This window comes from Cohnella sp. CFH 77786, assembly GCF_019400745.1.
Classification (GTDB): Bacteria; Bacillota; Bacilli; order Paenibacillales; family Paenibacillaceae; genus Cohnella.
The window spans coordinates 16,499-29,605 of record NZ_WJIB01000021.1 but is presented as its reverse complement, the minus strand read 5'-3'; the positions used below and the strand labels follow the sequence as shown (position 1 = coordinate 29,605).

Below are 13,107 nucleotides of genomic sequence, written 5' to 3'. Positions count from 1 at the left end.
ATCGAGCGAGACGGAGCCTTCGGGCTTCGTTTCGTCCTTTCCATTGGAGAGTGGAACATGAGAATATCGAAGAACCTGTACTCGTACTATCTGATAATGCCGGCTTTGCTTATTTACGTCCTCTTTTTTGTCCTGCCAACCGTCGTCGGTCTCTTCTACTCCTTCACGGACTGGAGACTCGACCGGGAATCCGTTCACTTCAACGGCTGGTATAACTTCCATACGATCTTCTCCGACGAGACGCTGCTGAAGGCGCTTCGCAATACGATCGTCTTCGCCATCGTCACGGTTATCGGAAAGAACCTGTTCGGCCTCGTGCTTGCCGTCGCTCTAAATATGAAACTGAAGACCAGAAACGCGCTTCGGGCGATCTTCTATTCGCCGTCCATCCTGAGCATCATGGTCATCGGGATCGTATTTACGCCGATGCTCCGCGCCGACGGTGCGATCAACAAGCTGTTCGAGGCCGTCGGCCTCGGCTCCTTGACCCAAGCTTGGCTGACGAATCCGGCTATCGTCATCTTCACGATCGCCGTGATCTCGATCTGGCAATCCGCCGGCTTCCAGATGGCGATCTACCTGGCTGGCCTTCAATCGATTTCCAAAGAATATTACGAAGCGGCCACGATCGACGGCGCCGGCAGCTGGAAGAGCTTTAGGCACATCACGCTGCCGCTGCTGCTTCCGGCCATCAATATTAACGTCATGCTTACGCTGATCGGCGGTCTCAAGGTCTTCTCCGAAGTGTTTGTCCTTACCGGAGGCGGTCCGGGCAATGCGTCCCAAGTCGTCGGAACGATCATCCTCCGCTCGTTCGGTGAAGGCAGCTGGGGCCTTGGCACGGCGATGAACACGCTGCTGTTCATCGTGGTCACCATCATCTCGATTCCGCTGCTGCTGTACATTCGCCGCAAGGAGGTTAGCGAATAATGGGTCACACTCAAAGGAAAGCATGGCGCGATTACGCGGTCGAAGCGTTAATGATCGCAGCCTCTCTCATCGTTTTGTTGCCTATTCTCATCATGATCTTCGGCTCGTTCAAAACGAACGTCGAGGTGCTCGATTTCTCGCTGAAGCTGCCGAAATCCTGGCAATTCGACAATTACAAGAAGGTGTTCGATGAAGGCGACCTGATGCGCGCCTTCCTGAACGGTATTCTGATCACCGGCGTTTCTGCTATTATCAATATCGTCACGACGTCGGCGGCGTCCTTCGTGCTGGTGCGCCGGGAGTCGCGGCTATCGAACTTCCTGTACTTGTTCTTCTTCATGGGGCTTATCGCGCCGATGTCGACGATCACGACGATCCGCGTCGTGCAATGGTTCGGTTTCTACGGAAGCATCACGAGCGTAATCTTCATTTACGCCTCCTTGAACACCGCGTTCAGCGTATTCCTGTATAACGGCTTCATTAAGTCGATCCCGAAGGTGCTGGACGAGGTCGCGTTCCTCGAAGGCGCGGGCATGTTCAGCGTCTTCTTCCGGATCATCGTCCCGCTCATCGTCCCGGTTAACGCGACGGTGGCGATCATGGTGTTCATGTCCGTCTGGAACGACGTCACCATTCCGCTCTATTTCCTGACCGACAGCTCCGATTGGACGATGCCTCTCTCGGTCTACAACTTCTACGGGAAGTTCAGCCGGGATTGGAACCTGATCTTCGCCGATTTGGTCATGACCTCGCTTCCGGTGTTTATCTTGTACTTGTTCGCGCAGAAGTACATCGTCAGCGGCTTGACCGCAGGCGCGGTAAAGGGGTAAGTTCGGACGCGAGCTCTTCAAAAATCAGATGAAATAGATATAGTGGATTTGTCCGATGGGTACGAGCGGTTTTTAAACTTCGAGGGAGTTGACTTATCTTTATGTAAACAATCGGTTTGCTGGATACAGCCAGGTTTCTCACATGACAGAAAGACAGCAACGGCAAAGCCAAGTACGCCTATGGCGGGGACTTTCATGAATCGACACATGACGGGAATTTCTGTATAGACGGATTGGTTTATCCCGACCGTACTCCGCACAGGTTTAATGGAAGCAAAGAATGTTTATCGTCCGATCCGGGTCAAGCCGGTTTACGCCTCGAAAGGGGTATTTGAGTTCATGAATACTTACGATTTTTCCGGCTTGTCCGATAAGCTTGAATGTACCGTTGAAGTTACAGACATCGGCAAAGTGATTCTGCAGGAGAAGTTGGATGTTCAGGTTCCGGCCAAATCCTCCAGAATCGTAACAATCCCAAGTCTGGATGGTTTAACCGGCCAAAGTGTTTATGTACGGTTTATTTTTACGCAAAAAGAGGATACCCAATGGTCCGGCAGCGAAATCGGCTTCGACCAAATCCTTATCTGCAAGGAACAAAGAGTCATCGATGCATCTCCAGCGCTCGATCCGATTGATGTATCGGAAGATTTCCGGTAAAAACTTTGAGTATCGCTGGAATAAATCGACAGCTCTGTTTGACTAACAATCGCTCTTGGCGGCCCATCCTATCACCGAATGAGATATGCCGTTGTTGCCGATAAACGTCCTTACTTGCCGCGCTTTGGCGTGAGAATGTTCATGAACAATCAATTTGACCAAGTGGAGTATTATGGATATGGCCCATATGAGAGCTATATAGACAAGCATCAAGCGTCCTATATGGGAGTGTTCTCGCAACAGGTTTCCGAAATGCATGAGGATTATATCAAACCGCAAGAAAACTCATCCCATTGGGGCTGCGAGTATGTCAAAATCAGCTCCAAGGATACCCTGGTCCTTTTCGAAGCCGCGGAAGTATTTTCCTTTAATGCTTCCGAGTATACGCAAGAGGAGCTATCCGCCAAAAAACATCTTACGAGCTGGGGAAGAGCGGCTACACGGTTGTCTGTATTGATTATAAGCAATCCGGCATTGGTTCCGCGAGTTGCGGTCCATTCTTATTGGAGCATTACCAGCTGAACGAGAAAAATTTTGAATTTGAATTTTGAATCAAGCCAACAGAAGGCTAACCTCATCCGAATTTTCGGTTTGGTGTCGCATTTTTCGTGCGCCGAAGGACAGAAAGAAGTCCCCTGGCAAAACATTTGGTTTTCGAGCTGCGCGATCGGCGATTTTCAGCATTCAGCAAGCCCTAATTTTAGGTGTTTTCCGAGACTGGGATGAGCCTGCGACAGAAAGTAAGTGCAAATCGACGTACTGACTTTTTCGTGCAGGAGATGCACGGCATTCCATATTTATCTCCGATAAGATTGATCTCGAAGGGAGGGAACGCGATGGATTGGCTGGACAGGATGAATAGCGCCATGGACTACATCGAAGCAAACCTAACGGCCAGCATCTCCTATGATGAAATTGCACGGAAAGCCTATTGCTCCACGTATCATTTTCAAAGAATGTTTCCTTTTATAACCGGCGTATCGTTATCCGAGTATATTCGGCGTCGACGTCTCACGTTGGCGGCATTCGAGCTCCAGACCACGGATGCGAAGGTTATCGAGATAGCGATGAAATATGGATATGATTCGCCAGAAGCGTTTGCGCGTGCATTCAAGAATCTCCATGGGATCATGCCTGTGTCCGCGCGTGATCAGGGCGTTACTCTAAAAGCCTATCCTCGCATGTCCTTTCATATCTCAATCAGAGGAGATGTCGAAATGAATTACCGCATTGAACAAAGAGGGGCTTTCGAGATGTTCGGAGTCTACGGTCTTATTCATTCGGACCAGAAAACAGCATTTTCTGAAGTTCCTATATTTCGGAAAAAATGCGATGAAGACGGCAGTGTTGATCTGTTGAATGAATTACTGGGACGATTTGGAGACACGGTACTGCATGCTGCCTTATATGATCACACTAGAGAAAATTTCAAATACATGGTGTGTTACAACTTGCCAAAAGGGCTCGAAATTCCAGAGAGATTTACAAAGCTTTCTGTCCCTCCATTAACGTGGGCGATCTTCCCTGAACCGCATTGCGATCTGCAACCGTTATGGGAACGAATCTATTCGGAGTGGTTCCCGACTTCTGAATACGAACAGGTTGAAGGCCCTTGCTTTGAAATGTACTATGGAATGGCAATTAATGTTACGGGAGAAATTTGGATACCTGTAAAGAAAAAATGGTGAGAGGCCCATGCAAATGCGCATCTGCTCGATTTCATTACATCTGTACGGCGGTATTAACTTTACATAGATAATACCGCGTTGTCCATGTCTGGCAGGTTATGATCTCAGTCATATCATTCTTTGTGAAGAATAAACCTGCACCTTCCTGATCCTCATAGCGCCAGCCTTTATCCTTCATTTTTAGAGTAAGTTGCTCATGAGTAGAAGCGGGATTTAGCTTAGATATATACCAATCATATTCCTGGTAAGTCCCTACCTTGATGATAGGATCTGAAGACTTCTCTACCTTGTAAATGACTTCTATTGGACTGACTTCATTGACCGGAAATCTAAGGTTCATGAGATACACAAAAATCAAGCATATTAAAAGAGCGGTAATAGAAATAACCCACATAATTAGCTTTTTCATAATGACCTCCGTTGTTTCATTATTAATATATACGCGGGTCTATTATTCCTGTTCTAAAGTAAAGTACTTCGTTCAGTCCAATGTTGGCGTGATCAACAAAATATTGTAATTACATGTTCGAGGGGCAGCGCATTTACATAAAGGGCAGCGTAGATTATGATTAAATCTAATCTTTCAAATGAGGTGAATTGGATGTTGTTCCGGATTGTTCGAGGTATCTAGGAATCGGGCTGGGTAAGACGCGTACCAGCCATCAAGGGGAAAGTCTGCCCTTTGAGATATGAATTCTAGATTTCGAACGGATTTTCGGAACGCATTCACATGACTATGAGTAACCTCATTCGAAAGGTGGATTTTGTGCCATGGACGAAAAAGAATATAGGAACTTTTATGATAGAGTTGGACAATGGAATGGTTGGGATTTCAGCAAGCTGCGCTGCAAGGTTGAAGGAAAAACAGCAAATTTATATGAAGAAGTCGTTAAAGTAAGTAAACGATCAGATGTATTACTAGACATCGGAACTGGCGGTGGCGAGGCTATTCTCTCCATTCACGAGGCAGCTCTGCTTCTAGTTGGAATCGACCTCTCGTCCGGAATGATTCAAACAGCGAATGCAAATTTAAAACGTTCCGGAGTTTCGAACGTACGATTTATGCAAATGGACGCAGGCAAACTTGATTTTCCTGAACGGTTTTTTGATGTGGTTTCTTGCCGGCATTCTGAGTTTGACGCCGATCAAGTAGCGAAAGTTTTATCGGAGGATGGGATTTTTCTTACCCAGCAAGTAAGTGAAGGCGATAAAGAAAATCTAAAACAAGCATTAGGAAGAGGCCAGAGCTATGGTGAATCAACCGGCATATTGATGAGGAGGTATATACAAGAATTATCCAAAGCAGGGTTTACAGAAATAAAGTGGTTCGAGTATGACACAGTGGAATATTATCAGGCGCCAGAAGATTTAATATTTCTCCTTATGCATACGCCGATTATTCCTGACTTTGGACAAAATCAGAAAGATTTTGAGATACTCCGGGCATTTATTGCTGAGAATCAAAATGAGAAGGGGATTCAAACCAATTCAAAACGATTTGTAATAAAGGCACGAAAATAGAATTATAAAAACGTTTCCCTTAAGTTGCAGGAACGTGTAAAACCCACCTTCGGCGGACAACCTTGGGGTGGGTTTTTACTTTCTTTTGTAGTTATTTGCGATATGTAACTTCGATGGGTTACGGCTCGTTCAACAGCTGGCAAACAAAAAAGTTTGGGTTCCATGCAACTATTTGGAGCCTTCCCGGAGTCTAACGGAAGTACATGTACAAAGCCACCCCATCACGAAGCCAGGAGGAACGGTATGGAGTTACTCATCAAAAAAGCCCAAAAAGGGGATGAAGAAGCATTTATTCAAGCGATCAACGAGTATCTGCCTCCGATGTATAAAATCGCGAAAATCAGACTCCATTCGGAAGATGATATTGGAGATGCGATACAGGACACCATCCTTGCGGCTTACAGAGATCTTCATAAACTCAGGCAACCGCGGTTCTTCAAGACGTGGATAACCAGGATTCTGATCAACAAGTGCAATGACATCGTTCAATCGAGAGGGAAAGTCGTTTACGTAGAGGATTATAGTCAACTCGGCGAAGGCAGTCTTTCGTTTACGCACCCGGACCTTGAAGGTGAAATAGATTTCAGTCGAACCTTAACTATGTTGAGCGAGAGCCATCGAACGGTCATTATCCTCCATTATGTGAATGGGTTCACTTCGAGGGAGATCGGTGAAATTCTCAACGAAAAAGAAAATACGATCAAGTCCCAATTGAACAGAGCCAGGCAAAAACTAAAGGAATTTTATCTTAACGGGAACGGGCAGGTTCAACCCAACACGTCTGGAGGTTTGACGCAATGAATCACGAATTGGAAAGAAAGATAATGGATGCCTTCTCGGTCGAAAGCGAAATACCCGAAAGCGTCATGCGCAAAACGGAAGCGGCTTTCGAACAAATCCGAAAGTTAAAGTCGGAAAGTACGGAAAGGAGAAACGCTTATCTGCGGAAAAGACGAATTTGGGTGGCCTCAATCGCATTGTTCGGCACTTTCATGGTATCGATACTAAGCAACGATTCAGCGGTCGCCGCCATCAAGTCCCTCTTTTACAAGGATACGGGAATTCAGAAAGCGAACGAACATGGATATTCTCAAGCCGTGAATCGTGCCGTTAAGAAAAGCGGCGTTACCGTTCAGGTAGATCGTGTTGTTGTTGACAAGACGAAGATGGCGATCACTTTCCAATTGGATTTTGACGATGCTTCACTGTTAAACGATACGGATCGGGTTTTCTTGGATTTGTTGATCCACGACGATAAAGGAAGACCGATCAGGGAAGACGGCAACCCGAATAGATTAGCCGGTGCGATGGATTGGCATACGGACGTTTCCCTGAAAAATAACGGGAAGGCCCTATACCATCTGGAACTGCAATCCCCGCAAGGGAAATTCGACAATATCAAAGCGTTGGCCTTGGATATCAAATCCATCTCGCTGTATAAAAAAGACCGGGAGAAGCCGTATAGGGTCATTGAGGGGGATTGGAAGAATACGTTTGAGCTTGACGAAAAATTCACGGAACATGAACCAGTGAAATACGTTGCCGAAGATAACCCCATGATCAAAGTCATCTCCGCGGAAATGCTGCCTACAGGAATGAGCATCCAGTTTGTCGTAGACAAGCCTGTGGACGAGAGCATTCTTTGGAAAGTAACCCTTATCGACAGTAAAGGCAATATTTATCACCCCTCGAACACGGCAACGATGGATTATACTGCAGATAAGAAGGATTTGATTTCCATGACCTTCGACGCAACCGCGTTCGACCATCTAGATGGCTTGAAAATGAGGGTGAAGGGCCTTGGAAGCAAAGACGAAATCGTGAATCTGTTAAAAAGTCCTGCAAACTGACTGTGGCTACAAGGAAAATCCTGCGTCGGGGGAAGAAGAGGCACGGAAAGATTAAAGTAGTACGTTAAAGAGAAAACATCGCCTGGTGGATTTTTCCCGGCGATGTTTTCTTTTATTCTCTAAGAGGAGCCGCCCTGAGTATACTTCGCCAATCGCTCGGCGAGACCTGCGATGGTACGTTGGAAAATCGCCTCATCGTTAAGCGCTCTAGCGAGAATCAATCCTCCCTGAATTCCGCCAATCGCCTCTTCCGAAATCGCTGTGGCGGCTTCAATTGCCGCTCCGGCTCGAACAAGTGCTGCACATAAGGCTTCGATCCATCTTTTGAAATATTGACTAATCATCGCAGCGAACCGATCCCGAGTCTCGTCGAGAGCAAAAGCGCCTACGAGACAAATCCGTTGGCCCGATCGAAAATACGCATCGACCTCGCGCCACATCTTTTGAATAGCCGTAATGGGTTCGTCGCGTTCCAGCGGCTCAAACACGTTGGCTGAGAACCACGCCTCTACGTGTGCGAGGATCTCGGCGGCCATTTCCTCTTTTCCTCCGGGAAAGAAATAATAAAGGCTTCCTTTAGAAAGTCCGGTGCGGGTCGTGATCTTGCTCAGGGAAGCACCTTCATAACCGAGCTCGCGAAAAACCTCGGCAACCATCGGAATGACATCGGACTTTTCGAAGACGGTACGGGTCATAGGCCTAACTCGCTGAGACCTGGGTGGTCATCGGGGCGCCGACCGAGCGGCCAATGAAATTTCCGTTCAGATTCTTTAATCGGCATATCGTTTATCGACGCAAACCGGCGCTGCATCAACCCATCGGAAGCAAACTCCCAATTTTCGTTCCCGTATGATCGGAACCAATGTCCGCTATCGTCGTGCCACTCGTATGCAAAGCGCACCGCGATACGGTCATCGGTGAACGACCAAAGCTCCTTTATTAGCCGGTAGTCCAGCTCCTTAGCCCATTTTCTTGTGAGAAACTCCACGATTTCCGGTCGGCCGACCGGAAATTCGGCGCGGTTCCGCCAACGGCTGTCCTCCGTATAAACAAGAGACACCCGATGCGGGTCACGGCTGTTCCAACCATCCTCAGCCATCCGGACTTTTTGGGTTGCGGTTTCCCGGGTGAATGGGGGCACGAGTATGTTCATTTGATCTCCTCATTTCTATTCTATTCGTTTCATTATAGACCGATCGGTTTATAATGGCAATCATGCAACAAAATTTAACGGCACCATGAAAGCCATCATGATTATTGCATTAACAATGGTCCGTTCAAATCCATTTGCAGACAACCACCAACAAACTGCAAACAACAGAGCGGGTGTCATGTAAGTCTAATCAACATGGAGTCAACAAGACGTGCAGCAACCACAGGATAATGGAATAATTTTGTGACTACAATATTTAGCAACGTACTCGACAGAACCTGAGTCTAATTGAACAAAGCGGAAGGATGGCGGGGAACATTGAGATTCTTGATTGAATATAAAAACTATAAAACGAAAGAAGAGAAGAACATCTCATTGAAATTGTTGGAAACGTTTTTGGATGAACATCTGATTGGACAATTTCATGGCGAAACATTCGAGTGCATCAATGTAGTATTTCTCGACAATGCACCGCAGAAAGCGAAGGAAAAAGCGAAAAGGTTATATGGAACCTTCTCCTTAGTTCAACTTATTGATACATTTCAAAATAATAACTCCTTTAATATCTCCGATTTTCAGAGAGGTTTATCAAGGGTAGAAGATGCGATAAGGCTTACCAAGTGTATAGAGTCGGAGCCGGCGGATTTTCACTTTGAAGAGCTGCTGGCCAAAGTGAGGTCGTGATAAAAGGGAGGAAAAGTACAAGAGCAGAAATATCAAGGAAGCATGACAATCTTCCTGAAGAATACAGGTTTATGGGTTAATGAATTCCGGAATTGCAAAGGGATTCTACAAAAAATCCGACAGCTGGAGCGATTGGGTTAACTTTGAGGGGAATAAAGGGTCGACTGGGGACGAAGAGGGACAGAAAGGGACGCCCCCACCATTGCAAACCTAAAGTCAACACGATTCGGATACTGAAGTGTCTTTTCGTGCAGTAGATGCACGGCATTCATTATTATTTCCTTTTATGACCGGCGTATCGTTATCCGAGTATATTCGGCGTCGACGTCTCACGTTGGCGGGGTTCGAGCTCCAGACCGCGGATGCGAAGGTTATCGAGGTAGCCATGAAATATGGATATGATTCGCCAGAAGCGTTTGCACGTGCATTCAAGAATCTTCCGGGAGCAATTGGATTACATTCAAAGATTACCCGATAACCGTCGGGAATGAGGGAGAACCGAAGAAAGAATAGCAGTTATTAATCATTGGATCCATCGCCACGGGCATGTTCGCCCCGGCGGTGTATTTTTTTATGCCCCGAAGTCAACACGGAGTCAATGAAAGCAATTTCGGAGCATTGACGAATCGAGCGTCTGCACGCATTCTCTACCAACAAAATTTGTAGCAATCATTGACGTTGTTTGCTCACACGAGAAATTGATAATAATTTGAAGAGCTGGGGATGAGGGTGGCGAACGACTGAAACGAACGATACAACTCGGAGATAACGCGTTGCCCAATCCAATCGTATGGAAGCAGAGACACCGGAAGCATGGGATCCCTAAGGCTAATCTCGCTGATAACCTCTCCGATATGCAAATATAGGACAAACAGCTCTAAGGGGTCCATCTTGCCTCTGATTTCCTGATTCAGAGCCGGCACGAATTCTTCTTGATACCATTTCCACTTCTCCTGATGCAGGCGATGGATGCCGGCTAGTGGCCAAATGTCGGCTGCCCGCTCGGGAGTAATATCCCGAAACAAAATCGATGCTTCCGAGATCGTGACGTATTCATCCATGGAGGCTGCATGAATCCAGGACAAAAGCTGCTTGCTGTAATCCCAAGGAGAGACATAAACGCCTTTATACATTTGTCCGTAGCCAAGCTGCAGCAGCTGCAAACGGAATTGATCCCTTTTTGCCCTCTCCGGTTCCGGTACCTCGAAGTGAACGAAATACCATTTGCGGTTCCAGTCCACATCGTATTGCCACGGTTTCCGGTTCACGAAAGATAAAAACTGCTCCCCTTTGTCCACGATGGAATACAGGGAACGTTGTTCTGCATGAATATACTTTTCTTTCTTCATTCGTGATAAAACGTTCCTGATCGACTGCTCCTTATAGCCGCGCTTCGTATAAATTTGCACCAATTCATTAGCATGCATGCAACGCTTTTTTGATAATAGGAAAAGTATCTGCTTCTCGATTGACAGCATTCGATATTTGAACCCCTTCCAGCATACTCGCTACCATCATATCACAATGCTTTGAAAACAAAAAAATAAAAATTTGACAAGGAAAGAAATAAAAAATATAATCACTTTGTCGTCATTCGAATAAAATATAGTATATGGAGGAGACTAAATGAACCTTGTTTTTCACGGACACTCTTGCATTCAGCTCGCGGATGGAGAGCGTTCGATCATCATCGATCCGTTTCTGAGCGGCAATCCTGTTGCGAAAGCGAAAGCCGAGGATATTCAAGTTCAATATATCTTGCTTACACACGGACACTCGGATCACACCGCAGATGCGGAAGCTATCGCCAGAGCTAACGATGCGACCATTGTCGCCACCTATGAACTCGCTACCTACTACTCCTGGAAGGGTCTGAAGACGATCGGAATGAACATTGGAGGAACTGTGGACTTGGGATTTGCCAGAGCAAAGCTTGTTCACGCGTTCCACAGCTCCTCTTTCATATCGGACGATTCCCAAAGCATCATCTATGCAGGTATGCCGGGCGGTTTTATCATGGATTGGAACGGAATTACGCTTTATCATGCCGGCGACACCTCCTTGTTCGGAGATATGAAAATGTTCGGCGAGCTCTACGATATCGATTACGCGGTACTGCCGATAGGGGATATATTGACAATGGGACCTGAGGATGCTCTGATTGCAGCAAAGTGGCTGCAAGCAAAGAACGTGATCCCAGTTCATCACAGCACATTCCCGGGCATCGCACAAAATGCTGCAGCCTTCACCGCGCAACTGAAGGAGCAAGGAATCGAAGGCTTAGCTCTTCAGCCTGGAGATCAGCTTACACTTGTAGCTGCAAGTTGAGCAGCACTTGCCGAACCTACATATCTATGGACGTCATCCCTGAACTAATCGACATCTCCAGGGGGAAGGGTAAGATTTGAGAGGCGGCGTCGGACGCGGGGCTGTGGCAGGTTAAGGATTAATGACCTGTTGCAGCCCTTTTTGGTCTTCGCGTTCAACATCCGCATTTGAAGGATTTTAAGAAAGGGAACTGGGGTGCTTGCGGAGGGTGACGACATTCTCGAGTTCAAAATGGAGGGGACAGGCATTCGGTCTCTTTTTTTCGAAACATCCGATGTAGATCAAGTCTTTACATTGAGGCGTTTCCGGATGGGATGCGCGGTCTGTTGGCTGTTGCTTGACCACTTGAATCTAATAAGACAGGGAGATAGAACAAAATGACAGCAACAAGGCGGATTTATTCGTTGTGGGATGATTTGGAGAAATTTGATTTGGGGATTTCCGAGGCACGGCCATCGGAATGGAACGGCAAAAAAGCTTTGTATATGGAGAAGATGAATTCGGTTGTTTTTCTTCGTGAAGAAGTGCCGTATCGTTCTTATCGGCTTCAAGCCGAGGTAGCCATTCCCGGTGAAGTAGGATTCATCGGTTTGGTTTTTGGAGCCAAGGACGACGCCAATTTTGAATTGGTTTATCTTGCTCCGGTTGAGATTCAGTATGATCCGGTTATGAACGGGTCGATGACGTGGCAAATCTATAACGGACCTTCCTATCAACAACCGCTCCCAAACACGACGGGTGAATGGCATACATTCAGTATTGAAGTCCAACCCGAAGGGGCTTGCGTTTACTTGGGAAATCATACGGAGCCATCGCTCGTTATATCTAACCTGCAGCATGGTGGAGAACTGGGTAAAGTGGGGGTATGGAATTTCTTGCCTAGCTATATCCGTAACCTCTCCATAGAAGAAATTCATCCAAAACCATTGAATAAAAGAACCATAGATTTTGCCAAGCTTAAATCTGAAACATTTATAACAGAGTGGTACGTATCAAACCCTTCGCTTGAAGCAAGGTATTGGACAAAAGCTATGGTCGAGGAAAACGGTACTCTTAATCTAAATAGAATTCATAGAGCGGAGCCGGGGATTAGTGTTGAGGTAAAAAGCAATTTCATGATTTCTGAAGAGCAAGAGACCATGCTGTCGTTTGGGTTCAGTGACTCGATCCGTATATGGATCAATGATAAGGAATTGTACCAAGGTGATTGGTATTGGAACCCGCCATTGAATGACGGACGCATTCGTCCGGACTTTGCAAGTGTGCCGGTTAAATGGAAAAAGGGTATAAATTCCATTCGTGCCCAAGTATCGCAAAGGGAATCATTTGGATGGGGCTTGGCTGTTAAAACAGGACTACCCAATATGATTTTCGTGAGCGATGAGGATTTGAAATAAGCCGGGATACCCCACCCACCATAGAGGTAAAGGCAGTGCATTCCCGGCCTTTTTTGCAAGTCAACATGT

14 protein-coding genes and 3 pseudogenes are annotated in these 13,107 nt (G+C 46.5%); 13 read left to right on the top strand and 4 right to left on the bottom strand.

What is annotated here, in order from left to right; translation table 11 throughout:
* Nucleotides 1–57: 57 nt before the first annotated feature.
* The 6 genes and pseudogenes from GE107_RS23280 (at nt 58) to GE107_RS23255 (ending at nt 4,105) form a co-directional block, all read left to right on the top strand.
* The gene (locus tag GE107_RS23280; RefSeq protein ID WP_219643708.1) at nt 58–930 is read left to right on the top strand and encodes a carbohydrate ABC transporter permease; all 873 of its coding nucleotides are present in this window, start codon (nt 58–60) and stop codon (nt 928–930) included.
* Complete coding sequence (locus GE107_RS23275) at nt 930–1,760, top strand: carbohydrate ABC transporter permease (protein WP_219643706.1); 831 nt, start codon at nt 930–932, stop codon at nt 1,758–1,760. The genes GE107_RS23280 and GE107_RS23275 overlap by 1 nt, the downstream gene beginning before the upstream one ends.
* A 203-nt stretch (nt 1,761–1,963) precedes the next feature.
* Nucleotides 1,964–2,095, top strand: a pseudogene (locus GE107_RS23270) (hypothetical protein); the annotation flags it as partial.
* Nucleotides 2,096–2,099: 4 nt separating this feature from the next.
* Nucleotides 2,100–2,417 (top strand): DUF4981 domain-containing protein, encoded by a 318-nt coding sequence (locus GE107_RS23265; protein WP_219643704.1) that lies wholly within the window; start codon nt 2,100–2,102, stop codon nt 2,415–2,417.
* 78 nt (nt 2,418–2,495) lie between these two features.
* A pseudogene (locus GE107_RS23260) lies at nt 2,496–2,968 on the top strand (beta-galactosidase small subunit).
* A 285-nt stretch (nt 2,969–3,253) separates the two neighbouring features.
* Nucleotides 3,254–4,105, top strand: coding sequence for an AraC family transcriptional regulator (locus GE107_RS23255; protein WP_219643699.1), 852 nt, complete (start codon nt 3,254–3,256; stop codon nt 4,103–4,105).
* 34 nt (nt 4,106–4,139) lie between these two features.
* Here the strand turns inward: GE107_RS23255 and GE107_RS23250 are convergent, their stop codons facing one another.
* Nucleotides 4,140–4,514 carry a hypothetical protein gene (locus GE107_RS23250; RefSeq protein ID WP_219643698.1) on the bottom strand — a complete coding sequence of 125 codons (375 nt, stop codon included), beginning with the start codon at nt 4,512–4,514 and terminating at the stop codon, nt 4,140–4,142.
* A 362-nt stretch (nt 4,515–4,876) separates the two neighbouring features.
* Here GE107_RS23250 and GE107_RS23245 point away from each other — a divergent pair, with 362 nt between their 5' ends.
* The 3 genes from GE107_RS23245 to GE107_RS23235 all read left to right on the top strand — a co-directional run bounded on the left by GE107_RS23245 (nt 4,877) and on the right by GE107_RS23235 (nt 7,476).
* Nucleotides 4,877–5,626, top strand: a complete 750-nt coding sequence (locus GE107_RS23245; protein WP_219643696.1) for a class I SAM-dependent methyltransferase — start codon at nt 4,877–4,879, stop codon at nt 5,624–5,626.
* A 243-nt stretch (nt 5,627–5,869) separates the two neighbouring features.
* The gene (locus GE107_RS23240; protein WP_219643693.1) at nt 5,870–6,427 is read left to right on the top strand and encodes a sigma-70 family RNA polymerase sigma factor; all 558 of its coding nucleotides are present in this window, start codon (nt 5,870–5,872) and stop codon (nt 6,425–6,427) included.
* Nucleotides 6,424–7,476: a DUF4179 domain-containing protein gene (locus GE107_RS23235; RefSeq protein WP_219643692.1), complete on the top strand. Its 1,053-nt coding sequence runs from the start codon at nt 6,424–6,426 to the stop codon at nt 7,474–7,476. The genes GE107_RS23240 and GE107_RS23235 overlap by 4 nt, the downstream gene beginning before the upstream one ends.
* Before the next feature lie 119 nt (nt 7,477–7,595).
* Here the strand turns inward: GE107_RS23235 and GE107_RS23230 are convergent, their stop codons facing one another.
* Entirely contained in the window at nt 7,596–8,171 is a 576-nt protein-coding gene (locus tag GE107_RS23230) for a TetR/AcrR family transcriptional regulator (protein WP_219643690.1), read from the bottom strand.
* Nucleotides 8,168–8,629, bottom strand: coding sequence for a nuclear transport factor 2 family protein (locus GE107_RS23225; RefSeq protein ID WP_219643688.1), 462 nt, complete (start codon nt 8,627–8,629; stop codon nt 8,168–8,170). The genes GE107_RS23230 and GE107_RS23225 overlap by 4 nt, the downstream gene beginning before the upstream one ends.
* Before the next feature lie 375 nt (nt 8,630–9,004).
* On the opposite strand from GE107_RS23225, the gene GE107_RS23220 reads away from it, so the two are divergent.
* Together GE107_RS23220 and GE107_RS23215 are read left to right on the top strand one after the other, a co-directional pair.
* Nucleotides 9,005–9,313, top strand: a complete 309-nt coding sequence (locus tag GE107_RS23220) for a hypothetical protein (protein ID WP_219643687.1) — start codon at nt 9,005–9,007, stop codon at nt 9,311–9,313.
* 274 nt (nt 9,314–9,587) lie between these two features.
* Nucleotides 9,588–9,779: pseudogene (locus GE107_RS23215) on the top strand (helix-turn-helix domain-containing protein); the annotation flags it as partial.
* Nucleotides 9,780–9,999: 220 nt separating this feature from the next.
* On the opposite strand, the gene GE107_RS23210 reads toward GE107_RS23215, so the two are convergent.
* Nucleotides 10,000–10,791 (bottom strand): PaaX family transcriptional regulator C-terminal domain-containing protein, encoded by a 792-nt coding sequence (locus tag GE107_RS23210; RefSeq protein WP_219643684.1) that lies wholly within the window; start codon nt 10,789–10,791, stop codon nt 10,000–10,002.
* A gap of 148 nt (nt 10,792–10,939) precedes the next feature.
* Between GE107_RS23210 and GE107_RS23205 the strand changes: the two genes are divergently transcribed.
* Both GE107_RS23205 and GE107_RS23200 read left to right on the top strand, forming a co-directional pair.
* Entirely contained in the window at nt 10,940–11,641 is a 702-nt protein-coding gene (locus GE107_RS23205; protein WP_219643683.1) for a metal-dependent hydrolase, read from the top strand.
* A 377-nt stretch (nt 11,642–12,018) separates the two neighbouring features.
* A complete protein-coding gene (locus GE107_RS23200) occupies nt 12,019–13,038 on the top strand; it encodes a hypothetical protein (RefSeq protein ID WP_219643681.1) in 1,020 nt (339 codons plus the stop codon).
* The last annotated feature ends 69 nt before the right edge of the window (nt 13,039–13,107 follow it).